The organism is Collinsella sp. TF09-1AT, from assembly GCF_003436895.1.
Classification (GTDB): domain Bacteria; phylum Actinomycetota; class Coriobacteriia; order Coriobacteriales; family Coriobacteriaceae; genus Collinsella.
In genome coordinates this window covers 14764-35214 of the sequence record NZ_QSRC01000011.1, presented here as the reverse complement: position 1 = coordinate 35214, position 20451 = coordinate 14764, and the positions used below count along the sequence as shown (strand labels likewise).

The following is a 20451-nucleotide window of genomic DNA, read 5'->3' as shown; positions in this document are numbered from 1 at the left end:
GGGCGCCTTCCTCTGAGAAGTTCGCGAAGCCCACTTCTCAGAGGAAGGCGCCCGCCCGGAGGCGGCCCCAGCGCGAGACCGTCCCGGATGCTATTCGTTGTCGCCGGCAGTTAGCTGCGTTGCGGAGAGCACGCCGTCGGCTGCGGTTGCGGCAGCGGCGTCGGGCCAGACCCAGTCGGTAAAGGCCGGGTGATCGAAGCCCTCGTCGCACGCGAACTCAAAGGCCTCGGTGCGGAAGGCCTCCCACTCATCAATCTGCTCGGCAAACTTATCGGCGTCGACCATGCGCAGCACGTCGGCGGCCAGGGCCCAACGATCCATGTTGTTCAGGCGCAGCATGTCGAACGGCGTGGTCGTGGAGCCCTTCTCCTCGTAGCCGTGGACGCGGAACGCGTCGTGTCCGGGGCGGTTCCAGATCAGGCGGCGAATCGTGCCGGCATAGGCGTGGAACGCGAAGAGCACGGGCTTCTCGCCGCAGCCAAACAGCTCAGCCCAGCGCTCGTCGCTTATAGCCTGGTCGTTCTCGCAGACGTTCTGAATCTTGAGCAGATCGACCACGTTGACGAACCATACCTTAATGCCCAGCTCGCGCAGCATATCGGTTGCAGCCAGAGCCTCGAGCGTCGGCACGTCGCCACACGTGGCGACCACGACGTCGGCCTCGCCGAGCGAGTCGGCGGTCGATGCCCACTCCCAATTTGCGACGCCCTCGGCGAGCTCGGCCTTTGCCTCGTCGACCGTCTGGAAGGTCGGGGCGGGCTGCTTGCCGCAGAAGATGGCGTTGACGCAGTCGGTGGACTGGTAGACGCGCTCGGCCACGGCGAGAGCCATGTTAGCGTCGGCCGGATAGTAAGCGTTCACGATATGCGTGTCGTTGGCCTTGTTGAGCAGCAGGTCGATAAAGCCAGGATCCTGGTGCGAGAAGCCGTTGTGGTCCTGACGCCAAACATGGCTCGACAGCAAAATGTTGAGGCCGCTGATGGGGGCACGCCACGGAATCTCGCGCTTGGTAGCCTCGAGCCACTTGCAGTGCTGGTTGACCATGGAGTCGACCACATGGACAAAGCTCTCGTAGGAGCTCCACACGCCGGAGCGGCCGGTGAGCACATAGGCCTCGAGGAAGCCCTCGCACTGGTGCTCGGACAGCTGCTCGACAACCTTGCCGGAGCCAGCGAGCAGCTCGTCGTTGGCCTCGTCCTCGTAGAAGCCGGCATCCCACTGCTTCTTGGTCACCTTATAAGCGGCCTGCAGGCGGTTGGACGCGGTCTCGTCGGGACCGAAGATGCGGAAGTCGTCCATGTTCTTGGCCAGAACGTCGGCAGTGTACTCACCAAAGACGCGGGCAGCCTCGGTGGAGCCCCAACCATGGCCCTTCTCGGCGACGGGAATCTCGTGGGCGTGGATATCGGGCAGCTCGAGCTCGCGACGCACCTTGCCGCCGTTCGCGTTGGGGTTGGCGCCAATACGCAGCTCGCCGGTCGGCATAAAGGCCGTTACCTCGGGGCGCACCTGGCCCTCGGGCGTAAAGAGCTCCTCGGGCTTGTAGGAGCGCAGCCACTCGCGCAGCACGCGGAAGTGCTCGTGAGTGTCCTTGGCGCTTGCCAGCGGCACCTGATGGGCGCGCCAGGAGTCCTCGGTCTTCTTGCCGTCGATCTGCTTGGGGCAGGTCCAGCCCTTGGGCGTACGGAACACAATCATGGGGTAGGCCGGGCGGACCACGGTCTCGCCCGCGGCAGCCTGGGCCTGCGCGGTGGCCTTGATGTCACAAATCTCGTCAAAGACCTGCTCAAACAGGGCGGCAAAGCGCTCATGGATGCTTGCGTGGCTCTCGTCGTCAAAGCCGGCGATAAAGAAGTGCGGCTTATAGCCCATACCCTCAAAGAACTTGGTGAGCTCTTCGTCGGACACGCGGGCGAGGATGGTGGGGTTGGCGATCTTGTAGCCGTTGAGGTGCAGGATCGGCAGGACGATACCGTCGGTTGCCGGGTTCACGAGCTTGTTGGACTGCCAAGAAGTCGCGAGCGGACCGGTCTCGGACTCGCCGTCGCCCACCACGGCCACGGCCAGCAGGCTCGGGTTGTCCATGACGGCACCGTAAGCGTGGCTGAGCGTGTAGCCGAGCTCGCCGCCCTCGTGGATGGAGCCGGGCGTCTCGGGCGCAAAGTGGCTCGGGATGCCGCCGGGATAGGAGAACTGGCGGAAGAACTTCTGCAGGCCGGCCTCGTCATTGGTGATGTCGGGGCGGATCTCGCGGTAAGTACCGTCGAGCAGCGACTGGGCGGTGCCGGCGGGGCCACCGTGACCCGGGCCCATCAAGAAAATGGCGTTCTGGTTGTGATCGGCAATAAGGCGGTTGACGTGGCCGAACAGGAAGTTGATGCCGGGCGTGGTGCCCCAGTGACCAACCAGGCGATGCTTGACGTCCGGACGACCGAAGTCGCGCGCCTCGCCAGTCTTATCGTCGACAAAGTCAGCGCGCATCAGCGGGTTGGAGCGAAGGTAGATCTGACCGACGGACAGGTAGTTCGAAGCGCGCCAATACAGATCGACACCCTCGAGCTCGGAAGCCGGCACCTCGTGCCCCAGCTTTTGCCACGGCGTCCCCAGTGTTTTAGCCATTGTTTATGTCCCTTCGCTGCGCGGTCACCCTCCGATACGGCAACCATTCGTTGGGACTAGTATATTTGCTAAAACGTTTTATCATGGTGAAAAAACGTTTTACCATCTCTATCAAACACACCAATTGGCAAAACGCAACATTCACCTGCGGCATTGCCTGTCACAGATGCTCCACATTCGATCTTCTCGAATTGATAAACATGTTTAGTTGTATTTAGTAAGTTCTAGAACGCTGTCCTTCACAATGAGAGCAGGCTCCAGAACCACTTCTTCGGCACGCCTGCCGCCCTTGCCGGCAAGACGTTTGGACATGCAACCAAAGGCATGCTCGGCAAGCACGCCCGGATCCTGCTCGATCGCGGTCAGCGCCGGCTCAAAGAGAACGTCGGCAGCCGAGTTGTCATAGCTCACCACCGAGATATCGCCCGGGATGCTCTTCCCCATCTCGTGCAAGCGCTTGAGCAAACCGAGGGCGATGTTGTCCGAACTTGCGAACACGGCGGTGGCATCGGTTGCGAGCACCGCCTCCGAGGCCTCGTAGGCACTCGGAATGTAGTACTCGCTCTCGAACTCCAAGCGCGCGTCGATGGGCAGGCCAACCTCGCGCAGCGCGCGTTCATAGCCGGCAAGTCGCTTGCGGCCCGTATTGGAGCGGCGCGCGTTAACCAGGCAGGCGATGCGACGGTGGCCCTGCTCAATCAGATATCGGGTAGCCATGTAGCCACCCATCTCGTGGTCAAACATCACCTTGTCGCACTCGAGCCCCTCAATGGCACGGTCGACCATTACAGCCGGGATGGGCAGGTGGCTGACTTCTTCGCGCAGGGCGCGGTCGTCGGAGAACTCGTCACCTACCACCAGGAAGACGCCATCAACGCCGCGCGTCACCAGCTGACGCAACAGCTCCAGATCGTCATCGGCGCTTCCGCCCGAGCTGGTAATAAAGAGCGCGTAGCCGTCCTCGCGGCAGCGCTTTTCCAAGCTGCCGGCGAGCGAGGCGAAAAAGCGGCTCTCGATGTTGGGAACGATAAGGCCCAGCGTGCGCGACTCGCGCATGACCAGGCTGCGCGCAATCTGGTTGGGAACATAGTGGTTGCGCGCCGCAACCTCCTTGATGAGCTTGCGGTTTTCTTCCGAGATGCGACAGGGCCGATTGTTGAGAACAAGCGAGACCGACGAGGGGGAAAGCCCCACCTCTTGGGCGATCTGCTTGAGGGTGACTTTGTTGGCCATCTCGCTCCTTCCGGGTTTACGCGCAATCTCTTGAAAGTATAGCGACTGCCCCTCTACCTCGATGATAAACACTTTATCAATCCGGTGGACGGCAGTTTTATCGCCGCCAGCGCACCAAATTCATCTGGGTGGGGTATATTGCAATCGATTGATGAGAACGACCACCAAAAGGCGGATATTCGTATGCACGAGAACGACTTTTTTAACGAGGACCTGCTGTGCGCGCTCGCTGGCGTTGCCGGCGAGGACAACGTGTTGATGAGCGAGCCCATGCGCGAGCACACCACGTTTAAGATCGGTGGCCCGGCCGATGTCTTTGTCACGCCCGATACCGAGCAGGGCCTCGTCGCCACGCTTGACACCTGCTATCGCTGTGATCTGCCGCTCACCATCGTAGGCAACGGCTCGGACCTGCTCGTCGGAGACAAGGGCATCCGCGGCGTCGTCGTGGCGCTGGGCGAGGGCCTCTCCGACATTACGGTCGACGGCACGCACGTCACGGCGGCAGCCGGCGCCCTGCTTTCCGATGTCGCCGCGGCAGCAGCCGAGGCCGGCCTCACCGGCATGGAGCCCATCTCGGGCATCCCCGGATCGGTCGGCGGCGCCTGCTACATGAACGCCGGTGCCTATGGTGCCTGCATGGCCGATGTGCTGGAGTCTGTGCGTGTCTACAAGCCCGCCCGCATGCTCGACGACGGCACCCGCGGCAGCGGCAACATCATCGAGTTCGATGTCGATGAGCTCAACCTGGGCTATCGCAAGAGCCGCATTGCCGACGACGGCTTCATCGTTCTTTCGGCCACCTTCAATCTCGCCCCGGGCAACGCAGCGATGATCAAGGCCGACATGGACGAATACCGCCAGCGCCGCGAGGACAAGCAGCCGCTCGACATGCCGAGCGCCGGCTCCACCTTCAAGCGCCCCGAGGGCTACTTTGCCGGCAAGCTCATCATGGACGCCGGCCTGCGCGGCCATGCCGTCGGCGGTGCGCAGGTAAGCGAGAAGCACTGCGGCTTCATCGTCAACGCCGACCACGCCACCGCAGCCGACGTCGACGAACTCATCCGCGACATCCAAGCCAAAGTCAAAGACCAATTCGGAGTAGACCTAGAACCCGAAGTTCACCGAGTAGGCGAATTCCTCTAACAAAGAAGGCCCCGAAAGGGGCCTTCGCCATATTTATTCAGATAAACCAGTCGGTATGTGACGTATTGGACCCGAGAGGTCCGTGGCTGCCCGAAAGGCATTAGGTTGATCGCAAGTTCCGCACGAGCCGGAGAGCACTTAATGTGCTCTCCGTGCGAGCAGGACTGTCCGAGCAGGCAACCTAATGCCTTTCGGGCAGCCACGGACCAACTTACTTCAAACCGCAGTTACGACAGCACCACGCCGCCAAGCCAGCCCCAACGCACGCCAGAGCCAGTACCGTAAAAGCTAATAAACGAGTCAAGCGACTTAGACGTAATGGCACCCTCGTTGCTCATAACGATGCCGCCGCCAACGTAGATACCCACATGACCGTAGATAAGACCCGGAGCACCCGTGCCGCTGTGCGAGGAATCGGCAACGATCATGCCCACCTGCAGCGCCGAGCGGTCGGAGCTATAGCACCAGGCGTTAAACATATCGCACGCGTTACCGCCAAAGTAGCCAACGCCGGCGTTGCGGAAGACGTTGGTAACCCACGCTGCGCACCAGTTCTGACCCGGGGAAGGCGTGGAGTAGCACGCGTTGACGACGGCCTGCTGCTTGCCCGATCCGGCATTCTGCTGCGGAGTTCCGGGAGCATACGATCCGCCACCCGAGCTTGAACCACCCGAGTAGGAATTGTTCTTGTTCGCGGCGGCGGCAGCGGCGGCGGCCTTCCTGGCAGCCTCCTCGGCCTGGGCGGCAGCGAGGATCTCGGAATCGCGCTGAGCCATGAGCTCCTTGACGTCGTCGGAAAGACCGTTCAGCACGGTCTGGACTTCTTGCTGCTTGGCCTGCATATCCTGCATCTGAGCCGTCTGCTGGTCCTTGAGCTTCTCCAAGTCGGCCTTTTGTGCTTCGAGCTCGGTCTTCTGTGCGTCGAGCTCAGCCTGAATCGTCTGGATATCCTCGATGGCATCGCGGTCGCTCTTGTTAATCTTCTCAACGTAATGCGCGTTGGCGACGAGTTCCTCAAACGAGCCTGAGGCCAGCAGCAGCGACAGGATGTTCGTGCCGCCGGACTTGTAGCTGGCGGCCACGCGATCGGAAAGATCGCCGCGTTTCTTTTTGAGCTCGGCCTTCTTCTCGTCAATCTGCGCCTGCGTGTCGTCGATCTGGCCCTGTACGCCCTCGATATCGTTGAGGGTCTGGGCATTCTTGCTGGCCAGCGCCGCGTATTCATTTGCGATGCTGTCGAGCTGGGCCTGAACCTCGTCGAGCTGGGCCTGGGCGGCATTCAGTTTATCGGTGGTTTCTTTGGAAGCCTCCGCCGCATGGGCGCGAGTGGGCAAGCCAAAAAGAACTGCCGCAGAAGCGGCGCCGAACAGGGCCTTGAGGGCGGTACGGCGCGAGAGCTCCTGGGAAAGGATGGAATCGCTGTTTGGTGACATATGTACTCCGTTACATGCTTATTTATATGTCGCTCAACTCATACATATTAGCGTACATATGGCGCGTCCCAACGATTTCCACGAACGGCAGGAAACTGCAAGGTCGACGGCTCGTAAGCAAATGCCAAAGATCAGGTTATGCGTACGCAAGCTCTTGTATGAGTACGCTAACATAATCCTCTGATTTTCCCGCCGCGTACGTTTTTTGGAACAACTGTCTGCGCTATACTCCCCTGAAGAAGTGTTCCTGATTCGATAGGAGACTACATGTCCAAAGCACTCGACCCCAAAGACACCTGCGTCCTCGTTACCGGTGGCGCCGGCTTTATCGGCTCGCACACCGTCGTTCAGCTGCTAGAGGGTGGCTACCAGGTCGTCATCGTCGATGATCTCTCCAACTCCAGCGCCGTCGCCGTCGACCGCGTCAAGACCATCGTGGGCGACGAGGCCGCCAAGAACCTCACCTTCTACGAGGCCAACGTGCTCGACCGCGATGCGATAAACAAGATCTTCGATACCCATCAGATTGACCGCGTCATCCACTTTGCCGGCTTTAAGGCCGTCGGCGAGTCGGTGAGCAAGCCCGTCGAGTACTACCACAACAACATCGAGAACACCCTGGTGCTCATCGACGTCATGCGCAACCATGGCTGCAAGTCCATCATCTTCTCGAGCTCCTCGACCGTCTACGGCGACCCGGACAACCCGCCCGTCACCGAGGAGGATCCTAAGAAGCCCGCGACCAACCCCTATGGTTGGACCAAGTGGATGATCGAGCAGATCCTTATGGACGTCCACACCGCCGACCCCGAGTGGGACGTCGTGCTGCTCCGTTACTTCAACCCCATCGGCGCTCATCCGTCGGGCCTGATCGGCGAGGACCCCAAGGGCATCCCCAACAACCTGGTGCCCTATGTCGCCCAGGTCGCCGTGGGCAAGCTCGAGGCCGTTCAGGTCTTCGGCAACGACTACCCCACCCCCGACGGCACCGGCGTGCGCGACTACATCCACGTGTGCGATCTGGCATCTGGTCACGTTGCCGCCCTTAACTGGATGAACGGCAAGACCGGCGTCGAGATCTTTAACCTGGGCACCGGCACCGGCACCTCGGTACTCGAGGTCGTCGCCGCCTTCTCCAAGGCTTGTGGCAAGGAGCTGCCCTACGTGATCCGCGAGCGCCGCGCCGGCGACATCGCCGCCAACTGGTGCGATGCCTCCAAGGCCGAGCGCATGATGGGCTGGAAGGCCCAGTACGACATCGCGGACATGTGCCGCGATAGCTGGAACTGGCAGAGCCACAACCCCAACGGCTTCGCCGACGCCGAGTAGCAAAAACCTACATACCGCTCTTGCCCCGATTTCACGTTGTGAGGTCGGGGCTTTTTTCATGGCATATAGCCATTCGCCGAAAATCGACCAACTTTTTTATCTTGCCTATACATGTTTAAACAACATGTTTTACAATAGGCATATCGAATCAGAACACCGGAGGCGGACTGCACACCCATTGGCAGGCCGACCCCACAACAAGAAGGTTGGTGAGCGCATTCATGGAGCGTGCAAGCGGCGTCCTCATGCCCGTCTCATCTCTGCCCGGACCATACGGAATCGGCGGCTTTGGCTGGAATGCCTACGACTTCGTCGATTTTCTCGCCTCGTGCAAACAACATTACTGGCAGATTCTGCCCCTTACGACGACCAGCTATGGCGATTCGCCCTATCAGTCGTTCTCGGCCCGCGCGGGTAACCCCAACTTCATCGACTTTGCCGAGCTTATCGAGGCAGGGTATCTTGAGCGGCGCGATATCGATGGCGTGTATCTGGGATCCGACCCCAGCAATGTCGACTACGGTGCTATCTTTGGCGGCCGCCGGCAGATTCTCGACCGCGCCGCCGAGCGCTTTGCCGCCGATAAGCCGGCCGATTTCGATGACTTTATCCAGGCCAACGAGGACTGGCTCATCCCCTACTGTGAGTTCATGACCGTCAAAGAGGAGTGCGGTCTCAAGGCGTTTTGGGAGTGGCCCGCGGAGCTCCGCACCCGCGGCGAGGCTTCCGCCAAGGTCTGCGCCGACCATCCGGCGCGCATGCTCTACCACCAGATGACGCAGTACTTCTTCGATCGCCAGTGGAGCCGCCTCAAGGCCTATGCCAACGAGCGCGACATTCTCATCATCGGCGACCTGCCCATCTATGTCTCGCGCGACTCCGTCGAGATGTGGGCGACACCTGAGCTCTTTAAGATCGACGCCGCCGGCAATCCCGTGAGCGTCGCCGGCACGCCGCCCGACCAGTTCTCGGCCACCGGCCAGTACTGGGGCAACCCCATCTACGACTGGGACGCCATGGAGTCCGACGGCTTCTCCTGGTGGGAGGGCCGCATTCGCGCTGCCCTCGACATGTACGACGTCATCCGCCTGGATCACTTCCGCGGCTTCGAGGCCTATTGGGAGGTGCCGTTCTCCTCGCCCGATTCGTCCTACGGTTCGTGGACGCAGGGTCCCGGCCTCAAGCTCTTCAAGACGCTCGAGGAAAAGCTCGGCACGCTGCCCATCATCGCCGAGGACTTGGGCTTCCTCACTCCCGGTGTCATCGACATGCGCGACAACTCGGGCTTCCCTGGCATGAAGATCCTGCAGTTTGCCTTTGAGGGCACCAACTCGTACTACCTGCCGCACAACTACATTGCCAACACCGTCGCCTACGTGGGCACCCACGACAACGAGACGGCGCGTGGTTGGTTTGAGGGAACGGCCACCCCGCGTCAGCGCGAGCAGGCAGCCCTGTACACCCATCAGCAGGCCGGCGAACCCATGGCAGATGCACTCAATCGCACCATCGCCGCCAGCGTAAGCGACACGTGCATCTACACCATGCAGGACCTGCTCAACTTGGGCAATGAGGCGCGCATCAACACCCCTGCCACGCTGGGCGGAAACTGGACCTGGCGCATGCTCGACGGCGCCATCACCCGCGAGCTCGAGCACAAACTCACCGACTGGACCGAAACCTACTTCCGCATCCCGTCGGAAGCTGAAATCGAGCTTCCTCAATAGGAGCTACCGCGCCCGACCCCTCCCCACCGTGCGGACGCGCTTGCTTTTCCCGCGCGAGGCCACCCCAATCCCCTCGCGCGGGCTTCTTATGAATTGCAGACATGAAACAACCCATCACAGGAGGAAACATGCCCCAAATAAACCTCATGGAACTCGCCGAGCAGTCTTTTGGCACCTCGCTCGAGCAGCTCGACGACCGTCGCATTTACAAGCTGCTGGTCAAGCTCGTGCAGGAGCGCTCTTCCGCCTGCCCGCTCAACAATGGCAAGAAAAAGCTCTACTACATCTCTGCCGAGTTTTTGATTGGCAAGCTGCTCATCAACAACATGATCGACCTTGGCATCTACGACGAGGTTAAGGATCAGCTCACTGCCGCCGGTCACGACCTCAACAAGATTGAGGAGTTTGAGGTCGAGCCGTCGCTGGGCAACGGTGGCCTGGGCCGTCTGGCCGCATGCTTCCTGGATTCCATCGCCACGCTGGGCCTTACCGGAGACGGTGTGGGCCTCAACTACCATTACGGCCTGTTCCGCCAGCGCTTTGTCGATAAGCAGCAGAAGGCCGTCCCCGATGAGTGGCTTGGCGAGCAGGACATCCTGGTCGATGACGACCGCTCCTACACCGTTGAGTTTGACGATTTTGCCGTCACCTCCAAGCTCGTCAACATCGATGTGCCTGGTTACGGCCAGCCCACCAAGAACCGCCTGCGCCTGTTTGACCTGGCAAGTGTCGACGATGGCCTGGTCCCCGGCAGCTCCATCGACTTCGATAAGACCGAGATCGCCAAGAACCTCACCCTGTTCCTCTATCCGGATGATTCCGACGAGCAGGGCCGTCTGCTTCGCATCTACCAGGAGTACTTCATGGTGAGTAACGCTGCCCAGCTCCTGATCGACGAGGCCGTCGAGCGCGGCAGTAACCTGCACGATCTGGCCGACTACGCCGTGGTCCAGATTAACGATACGCATCCCACCATGGTCATTCCCGAGCTCGTTCGCTTGCTCACCACCGAGCATGGCATCGAGTTTGACGAGGCCGTGACCATCGTACGCTCCATGGTCGCCTACACTAACCACACGATTCTTGCCGAGGCCCTCGAGAAGTGGCCGCTCGCCAGCCTGCAGAAGGTCTCCCCTGCCATCGCCGACATTATCGTCAAGCTCGATGAGATTGCGAAGGCCGAGCACGATGACCCGCGCGTCGCCATCATCGACGAATACAACACCGTTCACATGGCCCACATGGACATCCACTTTGGCTTCTCCATCAACGGCGTAGCCGCCCTCCACACCAAGATCCTGGAGGACACCGAGCTTCATCCGTTCTACGAGATCTATCCCGAGAAGTTCTCCAACAAGACCAACGGCATCACCTTCCGCCGCTGGATCCATGGTGCCAACCCCGCGCTCGCCAGCCTGCTCGACGATGTGATCGGCACCGATTGGCGCAGCACCGGCAATCTGAGCAAGCTCGCCGAATTCGCCGACGACAAGGACGTTCTTGAGCGCCTGGCTGCCACCAAGGTCGAGGCCAAGGCCATCATGCGCCAGTTCATGGCGCTCGAGCAGGGCGTGACCATTCCCTCCAACGCCATCATCGATGTTCAGGTCAAACGCATCCACGAGTACAAGCGCCAGCAGATGCTCGCGCTCTACATCATCTGGAAGTATCTCGACATCAAGAACGGCAACAAGCCCACTCACCCCGTCACCATCATCTTTGGCGGCAAGGCGGCACCTGCCTACACCATCGCCCAGGACATCATTCACCTGATCCTGACGTTGTCGCAGTGGATTGCAAACGACTCCGACGTGGCGCCCTACCTGCAGGTTGTCATGATCGAGAACTATAACGTCACCGCCGCCGAGCGCGTGATCCCCGCCGCTGACATCTCCGAGCAGATCAGCCTGGCCTCCAAGGAGGCAAGCGGCACCTCCAACATGAAGTTCATGCTCAACGGCGCCCTAACCCTGTGCACGCTCGACGGTGCCAACGTGGAGATTGCCGAGCTCGTGGGCGACGAGAACATCTACACCTTTGGCGCCTCGTCCAAGCAGGTCGAGCAGCTCTACGCCAACGGCACCTACGATGCCGGCACACTCTACCGCAAGCCCGGCATCAAACTGCTGGTGGACTTCATCACCAACCCCGCCTTTATGGCGACCGGCAACGCGGAGCGCCTGCAGCGTCTGCACGACGACATCAAGGGCAAGGACTGGTTCATGGCCCTACTCGACATTGAGGAGTACATCCAGACCAAGGAGCGCGTGCTGGCCGACTACGAGGACCAGGACGCTTGGATGCGCAAGGCGCTCATCAATATCGCCAACGCCGGCACCTTCTCGTCCGACCGTACGATCTCCCAGTACAACGACGAGATCTGGCACCTGAGCTAGCTCATTCCCCTTACCCATCCTCTTGAGAAACGGAGTCGTGGCAACACGGCTCCGTTTTTTGTGCCCGCACGTTACCCCGTGACCCGACTCTGCCAAACAATCTCGATCTGTAACAACTAGCCAGCAGAATTGGCACCGCCCGTTACAGAACGAGACAATCAAAACCGTCCATCTGAGTTCATCTCAATCTGTAACATCTGGCACCTAAAATTGGTTCTTCCTGTTACAGATCGAGACAAACGGAATCGTCCCGCAGCAATATCTCAATCTGTAACATCTAACGTCCGAAATCGGCCCCACCTGTTACAGATCGAGACAAACGACCGGCCAGACAGCCCCAACACAAAGAAAGGCTCCCCTCTCGCCCAGTGGACGGGAGGGGAGCCTTATATGTGACCGCGGCAAAAGGATGGCAATACCGCAGTCGCCCAAAGGGAGGGTCTGGATGCACCGGGCCTAGATAAGGTTCTTGCCAGAGACCTTATCGAAGAGGTGGGTCGCGTTCTTCTCGAACTTGAACCAGATGGGGTCGCCCGCCTTGAGCGCGCCCTTGGCCTCGAGGTCGACGACGGGGATAATCAGGACAAACTGGCCGTCGGGAGCGGTCACGTGGACATGCTCGGTCGAGCCCATGAGCTCGGTCACCTCGACGGTGCCCTGGAGCGCACCCTCCTCGCCCTTGTCGGCAAGCAGGATCTGCTCGGGACGCACGCCGGCCGTAATCTCCTTCACGTCGCCGCCGTCCCAGTTGAGGGCAAGCTGAGCGCAGGTCTCGGGGGCGAGCGCCACGTTCATATCCTCGGTCTTGACGGTAAAGCCGTTGCCCGAGCGCACCAGCTGGGCATCGAAGAAGTTCATCTGCGGCACGCCGATGAAGCCGGCGACGAAGATGTTCGCGGGATGGTTGAAGACCTCCTGCGGGGTGGCGATCTGCTGGACGACGCCGTCCTTCATGACCACGATGCGATCGCCGAGGGTCATAGCCTCGGTCTGGTCGTGGGTAACGTAGATGAAGGTGCCCTTGATCTCGTGACGCAGCTTAATGAGCTCGGCGCGCATCTGGTTACGCAGCTTGGCATCCAGGTTGGACAAGGGCTCGTCCATCAGGAAGACCTTGGGGTCACGCACGATGGCGCGGCCGATGGCGACACGCTGGCGCTGGCCACCCGAAAGCGCCTTAGGCTTACGGTCGAGATACTCGATAATGCCCAGGATCTCGGCAGCAGAGCGAACCTTGCGGTCGATCTCGTCCTTGGGGACCTTCTTGAGCTCGAGCGTAAATGCCATGTTCTCGTACACCGTCATATTGGGGTACAGAGCGTAGCTCTGGAACACCATGGCGATGTCGCGGTCCTTGGGCGCCACGTCGTTGACGCGCTTGCCGTCGATGAGCACGTCGCCCGAGGTAATGTCCTCCAGGCCGGCGACCATGCGCATCGTCGTGGACTTACCGCAGCCAGAGGGGCCAACGAGGACGATGAACTCCTGGTCGTGAACGGTGAGGTTGAAGTCCTCTACAGCGAGCACACCGTCCTCGGTAACCTTGAGGTTGTGCTTCTTCTCCTCGGTCTTCTTCTTTTTGCCAAAGAAGCCCTTCTTTTTTGACTCGTTGTTGGGATACACCTTCTGAACATGTTTGAGAACGATCTCGGCCATGTCTCTACCTTTCGATACGCGGCGCCGCGCTGAGGGGCGCCGCCAAAACTTGCAAAACAGTTACGGCATCAGCCCTTGACGGCACCTGCCACCACACCGTCGATGATGTACTTCTGGCAGAAGATGTACATGATGACGATGGGGACAACGACCATCATGATGCAGGCCATCATGGGGCCGAGCTCGACGTGGCCATAGCCGCCGCGGAAGTACTGGATCAAAATAGGAATGGTCTTGTACTTGGTGGAGTCGAGCGTAAGGTAGGGCAGCAGGTAGTCGTTCCAGACCCACATGGTCTCGAGGATGCCAACCGAAAGATAGGTGGGCTTCATGATGGGAAGGACGATCTTAAAGAACACCTGGACCGGGTTGCAGCCGTCGATCATGGCCGCTTCTTCAATCTCGAGCGGGATGTTCTTGACAAAGCCGGCGAACATAAAGACCGCCAGGCCCGCACCAAAGCCCAGATAGATGAAGCAGATGTTGAACGGCGTGTTAAAGCCGATGCGGTCCGCGAGGTTGGACAGCGTGAACATGAGCATCTGGAAGGGCACGACCATCGAGAAAACGAACAGGTAATAGAGGAAGTTCGAAATCTTGCTGTTGACGCGCACCACGTACCAAGCGCACATGGAGCAGCACACCAAAATCAGCACGACCGACGTGACCGTGATGATAAGCGAATACATAAACGCCGAAGCAAAGCCTTGCTCGTTAAGAGCATGCACGTAGTTTGCAAGGCCGTTGAACGTCTCGGGCGTGAGCAGATCGAACGCCGTGGTGGTGCTGATTGCAGTCCCCTTCTTAAAGGAATTGAGTGCAATCATGAACACGGGGTAGATCCACGCGAGCGACAGGATTGTAAAGAAAATCGAGAGAGCGCGGTTGATAGCCTTATCGCGTTTCATTACTGCTGCACCTCCTTGGACCTCGTGGCCTTAAGCTGGATCATGGAAATAGCGACGACCAGGATGCAGAAGATGACTGCCTTGGCCTGGCCAATGCCCTGCCATGCGATGCCAGCGCGCGAATAGAACGTGTTGTAGATGTTCAGGGCGAGCATCTCGGTGGAGTGCGCAGGGGCACCACCGGTAAGGGCGAGGTTCTGGTCGAACAGCTTAAAGCCGTTGGTAATGGACAGGAACAGGCAGATAGTAATCGTCGGCATCAGGTTAGGGATCTTAACCTTCCAAAACGTCTGCCATGCCGTAGCGCCGTCGACCTTGGCGGCCTCGATGTAGTCGGACGGAATGGACTGCAGACCAGCGATGTAGATGATCATCATGTAGCCGACCTGTTGCCACAGGGTCAGGATGATAAGGCCCCAGAAGCCAGCGGCGGAGTTGAGGGCGATAAGCTGGGCACCCACGTTGGAGAGCAGGCAGTTGATTAGAATCTGCCAAATGTAACCCAGCACGATGCCGCCGATCAGGTTAGGCATAAAGAAAATCGTACGGAAGATGTTGGTGCCCTTGAGCGCCTTGCGAGTGAGCGCCTGCGCAATAGCCAGCGCGATCACGTTGATGAGCACCGTCGACAGGAAGGCAAACGCCACGGTAAAGAAGAACGACGTGGAGAACTGCGGGTCGGTCAGTGCGCGCACGTAGTTCTCGATACCGACAAAGTGCGCGTTATTGATGGTAATAAACTGGCAGAACGAGAGATAGAAACCCTGGATAAAGGGAATCACGAACCCGATCATAAACGCCAGGCACGTGGGCAGCATAAAGAGCGGCCACCAGCGCTTGAGTGCTTTGCCCATAGAAGGGTCCTTTCAATATGCAGGGGGCGGGCAAACCTACGTCTGCCCGCCCCCTGTCGCTAATCAGATAGCTTGGGCAGCAACTGCTTACTCGGAAGCAGCCTTCTCGGTCTTCCAGCCATCGACGAAGGCGTTCTTGACGCCGTCCCACTTGGTGTTGTCGGCAGCATAAGCGATGAGAGCCTGCTTGAGGTTCTTCTTCCACTCCTCAGAGGGGATGTAGACGAAGTCCCAAGCGACGGTCTTCTTGCCGTCCTTGGCCATAGCAACGGCCTGCTGAGAGAAGACGTTGGTGGTCTCCTTAGCGCTCTTGAACGGGGCGGTCAGACCCATCTTGTCAGCGATGATGCTGGTGGCGGTGTCAGAAGTGACGCACCAATACATGAAGTCCTCGGTGGCCTTCTGGGCATCCTCGGAAGCCTGGGAGCTGACGCACCAGTAGTTCTCGCCGCCGGAGCACAGGCCCTGGTTCTCCTCGCCGTCGACGCCGATGTAGATCGGCAGCATGCCGAGCTGGTCGTCGGTCATACCGGCCTTGGTGAGGTCGGCGTAGGCCCAAGAGCCGTTCTGGTAGAAGACGGCCTTGCCGGTTGCGAACTCGTTGGTGGCGTCGTCACCGGTCTTGGAGGCGAGCTGCGAAGGATCGCAGGTGGAGTCGGTGATGTACAGGTCGAAGATCTGCTTAAAGTTGTCGAGATACTCGCCCTTGATCTCGTCGTCCTCCTGGTTGTGCTCCTTCTCGAACTCGTAGTAGAGCGGGAGGTTGGCGAGGTGGGTGGTGTAGCGCCAGCTGGAGGAGTCATCCATGCCGGCGGAAGTGAAGGCACCGTCAACGCCGAGCTCGTCCTTGCGGGCCTGGATGTCATCGGCGCAAGCCTTCAGCTTGTCGAAGGAGTTGATGTCCTCGGCCTTGTAGCCGGCCTTCTCGAGGAGCTCCTTGTTGTAGATGATGCCGTAGCTCTCCTGAACCCAGTCGATACCCAGATCCTTGCCGTCGGACTGCAGCGCCAGGGAGTCGTCGATGAGCTCGCCGCGGAGCTTGGTGTCGGAAAGATCGGCGCAGTAGTCCTTCCAGTTCTTAAGGCCGGTGGGGCCGTTGACCTGGAACAGCGTCGGAGCGGAGCTCTTGGACATCTCGGACTTGAGCTTCTCCTCGTAGGTGTTGGAGGCGGCGGTCACGATCTTGACCTCGACGCCCTTCTCCTTCTTGTACGCCTTGGCGATCTCCTTCCACTCCTTGTCGACCTCGGGCTTGAACTGGAGGAAGTAGACCTCGGCAGCGTCACCAGAAGCAGAGGAGCCAGAGCCGGCAGAACCACCGCAGCCCACGAGGCCCAGACCAAGAACCGCAGCCGCGGAACCAGCAAAGCCCAGGAACTGCCTTCTGCTCATTTCGTTCTTCATTACAATCCACCCTTTCACACCGTGGCGGCACCCTTTGCCGCCGCCTTCGGAGATTGGCTCGGGGACTTTGCCCCTTTTGCTGACTTGTACAATACGCTATTTGGCTAGTTGTTTGAACAAGTATTACTAGAGCGGTAGAAAAACTTCGGTGAACGGTAATTTCAACTTGATACTTGACAAGTTTTGTATAAACAATTATTTATTATCGAATGCAGAGAAAACGCCCGATCAAGCCGATGCATCGTCGGTTTGACCGGGCGTTTTCGCTTTGAGGGCATGAGTCTCGTCAGGCTGCGAGCTAGCCGGCTATCGCTTGGAGTTGACGCGGTAGTGGAAGATCTCGGGATGCGTGCGGGCATGCGTGACCTCGAACAAGATGCCGTCCGAGGTGTACGACTGGCTCTCCATAACGGCGACGCAGTTGTACTTGCCAAGGTCCAAGTAGCTGCAGTCCTCATCGTTGGCGAGCTCGACACTCACCGTACGACGGCTCGCCATCACTTTGACGCCGCGCTTGTGCTCCAGATAGCCGTAGATAGAATCCGCCGCGATCTCGGGGGTCAGGCCCTTGGCGATCGACGCCAAAAAGTAGCCATGGTCCACTTGGCGCGCGCTGCCGTTGAGGCTTCGGACACGCACTACGCGAATCAGCTCCTCGCCCACCTTAAAGCCCAGGCGACGAGAGAGTTGCTCAGTGCAAATCAAATGTTCAAAAGACTTGACCTCGGTCGATGCGACGGCATTGTTGCGTTTTGCGAACTCGCCAAACGACTCAACCTCTTCGAGTGCGCCCAGCATGTCGGTTTCGCCCTTAAGCCAAATAACGCGCACGCCCTTACCGTGTATAGGCTGCACAAACATCTGGTCGGCCAGCATGCTCAAGGCGCGTCGAACGGTATTGCGCGTGCAGCCAAACTCCGCGGTCAGCTCGGCTTCGGTTGGCAGCATCTCCTGAAACGCATAGGTCCCGTTGATGATGCGCGAACGGATCTCGCGGTAGATTCCTTCGTAAATCGCTTTTGGCATGATTTCACCTCTAATGAATATGTATGGCTAGGCACGATAGCATTTCTTAAAGTTGTTTAAACCGATTATCGGTAAAGTACGGATTATTTACCGTCGACGGTTCCCCCGAAACCCAAATCGGACCGAATCAAAACCGTCAATGCGGCAAGCAGCCAGTCCTCTACAATGAGTTCATTGTTTAAACGTTCTTGCTCGCACAGCATGTTGCATCCGGAAGGCATATTATGCTGCAGAAAATCCAACGTTTTGGCGGAGCCATGTTCGCGCCCGCCATGCTGTTTTCTATATCAGGCCTCATGGTCGGCATCTCCGCCCTCGCCACGACCGTAGACATCGTCGGTGACCTCGCCGTATACGGAACCCCTTGGTACGTTTTCTGGACCATCATCCAGCGCGGCTCGTGGACGGTCTTTAAACGTCTCCCGCTCCTTTTTGCCGTAGCGCTGCCTATCGGTCTTGCCCAAAAGCAACCGGCGCGCTGCTGCCTCGAGGCACTCGTGGCCTATTTTACCTATTGCTTCTTTTTGAGCGAGATCATTAAGCTGAGCGGCGACAACCTTGGGCTTAAGTACCCATCATCTTTGACCCCCGCCAGCGGTATCACCGTCATCGACGGCATCAAGACGCTCGACACCGGCATTATCGGCCCGCTGGCGGTGTCGGCAACCGTCGTCGCCATCCATGACCACTTCTACGATGCCAAGGTTCCCGATTGGCTCGGCACCTTCTCGGGTTCCTCGCTGGTCTACCTCATCAGCTTTTTTGCCGTGTTTGCCCTTGCCGCCATCTCGGCCGCCATCGTGCCCTTCGCATACGCTGTGACCGAAACGCTGCGCCACGCACTTGCGGGCGTCGGCCCCTTCGGCGTGGGCATCTTTGTGTTTTTGGAGCGAGCGCTCGAGCCCATGGGGCTGCACCATCTGCTCTATATGCCCATCTATTACGACAATCTGGTCATTCACGACGGTATTTACGCCACGTGGACCAACCTGCTCCCCATTCTCTCCCATAGCACGCGCCCTTTAAATGAACTTGCGCCCTGGGCAGGTTTTACCGCCACCGGCTGGGGCAAGCTCTTTGGCCTTCCCGCCATCGCGGCAGCATTCTATTTCACCGCCAAACCCGAACGCCGCGCCGGCCTTAAGGTCATCCTTTTGCCCGCCATCGTCGCCTCGGTGGTCTGCGGCGTCACCGAGCCGCTCGAGTTTCTCTTTATGTTCACCTATCCCGGACTCTTTTTGCTCTACGCCGTCCTATCCTCCTGCCTTGCCATGACCATGAACTTCTTTGGCATCGTCGGCATCTTCTCGGGCGGTCTCATGGAAATGACGGCCTTCAACTTCATCCCACTCATGCGGATGCATGCCGGCTCCTACCTTTTGGCGCTCGGTATCGGTCTGATGTTTAGCGCTGTCTTTTTTCTGGTCTTCCGGGGCCTCATTCTGGCTTTCGACCTAAAAACCCCAGGCCGCGAGGATCATATCGCCAGCGATGCGGCGCTCGCACGTCTGACGGGAAAAAGCTCTGCCAAAGAAGGCGCGGCCCAAAACGGCACCGACAACCAATCATCCCAAGATCATCTGCTTGCTGAGCAAGTCGTTGCGCTCTTGGGTGGCGTTAGCAATATTGTAGGAGCGACCAATTGCGCCACGCGTCTGCGCGTTGAGGTCGCAGAACCTTCCGTTGTCGCAGACAACGCAGCCTTCGTCGCGGCGGGCGCCAAGGGCCTCATCATTACGGGCAAGACCGCCCAGGTGATTATTGGCATCTCCGTTCCCCGCGTTAAAGAGCATTTTGACCAGATCATGGGCCTCGAGCCGGGATTTGTGCCCACCACCTCGGCCTCCCCTGCCGCCAGCGCAGCCCATAAGCGCGGCGATATCTGCTTCTTCGATATCGACGGAACACTCGCCTGGCAAGACCCTCGAGTGGCACAAGAGCTTCCCGAGGGCGAGCGAGACCTCTCCCCCTATCCCAATGAAGCGGTCTCGCAAGCCATCCGTGATTTTGTCGCCAAGGACAATATGGCGTTTATCTGCACAGGGCGCACGCTGAGCTGCATCCATCCAAAGCTGCTCGAGCTGCCCTGGACCGGCATCGTCTGCCTCGCGGGTGGCTATGTCGAACTTGAGGGACACGTGATTCGCGATTTGGCGATGACGCCCGGCATGCTGCAGCGCCTTGCTCCCATTCTTGAGCAATCGGACGAAGTGATTCGTTTTGAGGGACTCAATGGCGTCGTTCGCATGAGTGCCGATGCGCCCGACGCCCCCGGATACGCCCGCACCGTGGGCGATGCAATTACGCAGCTGCAACATTACAGCGCCTACAAGATCTTAATGTCTACGTCGCTTGCCAACCGCATCGCTCAGGATCAAGCGTTTGAGCCGCTGCTCTGCTTTAACGAGCTCGAGCTCGAAGTGACCGAGATTTCGCCTCGCGAATGCACCAAGCGCGAGGGTATCCAGTCCGTACTCGACGCTCTCGACCCCAACCATGGAACGGTGTATGGCATCGGTGATGCCAGCAATGACATCTCGCTGATGAACGCCGTCGATGTCGGTATCGCCATGGGCAACGCACCGGACTTCCTCAAGGAAAAGGCCGACTATGTCACCGACAGCATCGACCACGACGGCGTCGTCACCGCGCTCGAACACTTTGGGCTTATCTAGCCAAGCCCCTACCGCACTTGCGGCCGCATGGACCAATCGTCTTCA

At 59.2% G+C, this 20451-nt stretch carries 13 protein-coding genes; 5 read left to right on the top strand and 8 right to left on the bottom strand.

Annotated features, from left to right (window positions below):
• Positions 1–90 precede the first annotated feature (90 nt).
• Together DXC90_RS09035 and DXC90_RS09030 are read right to left on the bottom strand one after the other, a co-directional pair.
• Positions 91–2619 carry a phosphoketolase gene (locus DXC90_RS09035; protein WP_117735687.1) on the bottom strand — a complete coding sequence of 843 codons (2529 nt, stop codon included), beginning with the start codon at positions 2617–2619 and terminating at the stop codon, positions 91–93.
• A 204-nt stretch (positions 2620–2823) separates the two neighbouring features.
• Complete coding sequence (locus tag DXC90_RS09030; protein WP_117735686.1) at positions 2824–3852, bottom strand: LacI family DNA-binding transcriptional regulator; 1029 nt, start codon at positions 3850–3852, stop codon at positions 2824–2826.
• A 183-nt stretch (positions 3853–4035) separates the two neighbouring features.
• Between DXC90_RS09030 and murB the strand changes: the two genes are divergently transcribed.
• Complete coding sequence (gene murB, locus DXC90_RS09025; protein WP_117735685.1) at positions 4036–4998, top strand: UDP-N-acetylmuramate dehydrogenase; 963 nt, start codon at positions 4036–4038, stop codon at positions 4996–4998.
• Positions 4999–5225: 227 nt separating this feature from the next.
• Here murB and DXC90_RS09020 read toward each other — a convergent pair whose 3' ends face one another.
• Positions 5226–6431, bottom strand: coding sequence for a hypothetical protein (locus DXC90_RS09020; protein WP_117735684.1), 1206 nt, complete (start codon positions 6429–6431; stop codon positions 5226–5228).
• A gap of 267 nt (positions 6432–6698) precedes the next feature.
• On the opposite strand from DXC90_RS09020, the gene galE reads away from it, so the two are divergent.
• The 3 genes from galE to glgP all read left to right on the top strand — a co-directional run bounded on the left by galE (position 6699) and on the right by glgP (position 11883).
• Positions 6699–7760 carry a UDP-glucose 4-epimerase GalE gene (galE, locus tag DXC90_RS09015; RefSeq protein WP_117735683.1) on the top strand — a complete coding sequence of 354 codons (1062 nt, stop codon included), beginning with the start codon at positions 6699–6701 and terminating at the stop codon, positions 7758–7760.
• A gap of 209 nt (positions 7761–7969) precedes the next feature.
• Positions 7970–9487, top strand: a complete 1518-nt coding sequence (gene malQ / locus DXC90_RS09010; RefSeq protein WP_233502270.1) for a 4-alpha-glucanotransferase — start codon at positions 7970–7972, stop codon at positions 9485–9487.
• A 128-nt stretch (positions 9488–9615) separates the two neighbouring features.
• A complete protein-coding gene (glgP, locus tag DXC90_RS09005; protein ID WP_233502269.1) occupies positions 9616–11883 on the top strand; it encodes a glycogen/starch/alpha-glucan family phosphorylase in 2268 nt (755 codons plus the stop codon).
• Positions 11884–12339: 456 nt separating this feature from the next.
• Here glgP and DXC90_RS09000 read toward each other — a convergent pair whose 3' ends face one another.
• The 5 genes from DXC90_RS09000 to DXC90_RS08980 all read right to left on the bottom strand — a co-directional run bounded on the left by DXC90_RS09000 (position 12340) and on the right by DXC90_RS08980 (position 17731).
• Complete coding sequence (locus DXC90_RS09000; protein ID WP_117735680.1) at positions 12340–13539, bottom strand: ABC transporter ATP-binding protein; 1200 nt, start codon at positions 13537–13539, stop codon at positions 12340–12342.
• Between the two features lie 68 nt (positions 13540–13607).
• Positions 13608–14447, bottom strand: a complete 840-nt coding sequence (locus tag DXC90_RS08995) for a carbohydrate ABC transporter permease (protein WP_117735679.1) — start codon at positions 14445–14447, stop codon at positions 13608–13610.
• On the bottom strand, positions 14447–15301 hold the full coding sequence (locus DXC90_RS08990) for a carbohydrate ABC transporter permease (protein WP_099432301.1): 855 nt from the start codon (positions 15299–15301) through the stop codon (positions 14447–14449). The genes DXC90_RS08995 and DXC90_RS08990 overlap by 1 nt, the downstream gene beginning before the upstream one ends.
• An 87-nt stretch (positions 15302–15388) precedes the next feature.
• The gene (locus DXC90_RS08985) at positions 15389–16705 is read right to left on the bottom strand and encodes an ABC transporter substrate-binding protein (protein WP_055252173.1); all 1317 of its coding nucleotides are present in this window, start codon (positions 16703–16705) and stop codon (positions 15389–15391) included.
• Positions 16706–17011: 306 nt separating this feature from the next.
• Positions 17012–17731, bottom strand: a complete 720-nt coding sequence (locus DXC90_RS08980) for a GntR family transcriptional regulator (protein ID WP_055252172.1) — start codon at positions 17729–17731, stop codon at positions 17012–17014.
• A 224-nt stretch (positions 17732–17955) separates the two neighbouring features.
• Between DXC90_RS08980 and DXC90_RS08975 the strand changes: the two genes are divergently transcribed.
• Positions 17956–20406 carry a PTS transporter subunit EIIC gene (locus DXC90_RS08975; RefSeq protein WP_117735678.1) on the top strand — a complete coding sequence of 817 codons (2451 nt, stop codon included), beginning with the start codon at positions 17956–17958 and terminating at the stop codon, positions 20404–20406.
• The last annotated feature ends 45 nt before the right edge of the window (positions 20407–20451 follow it).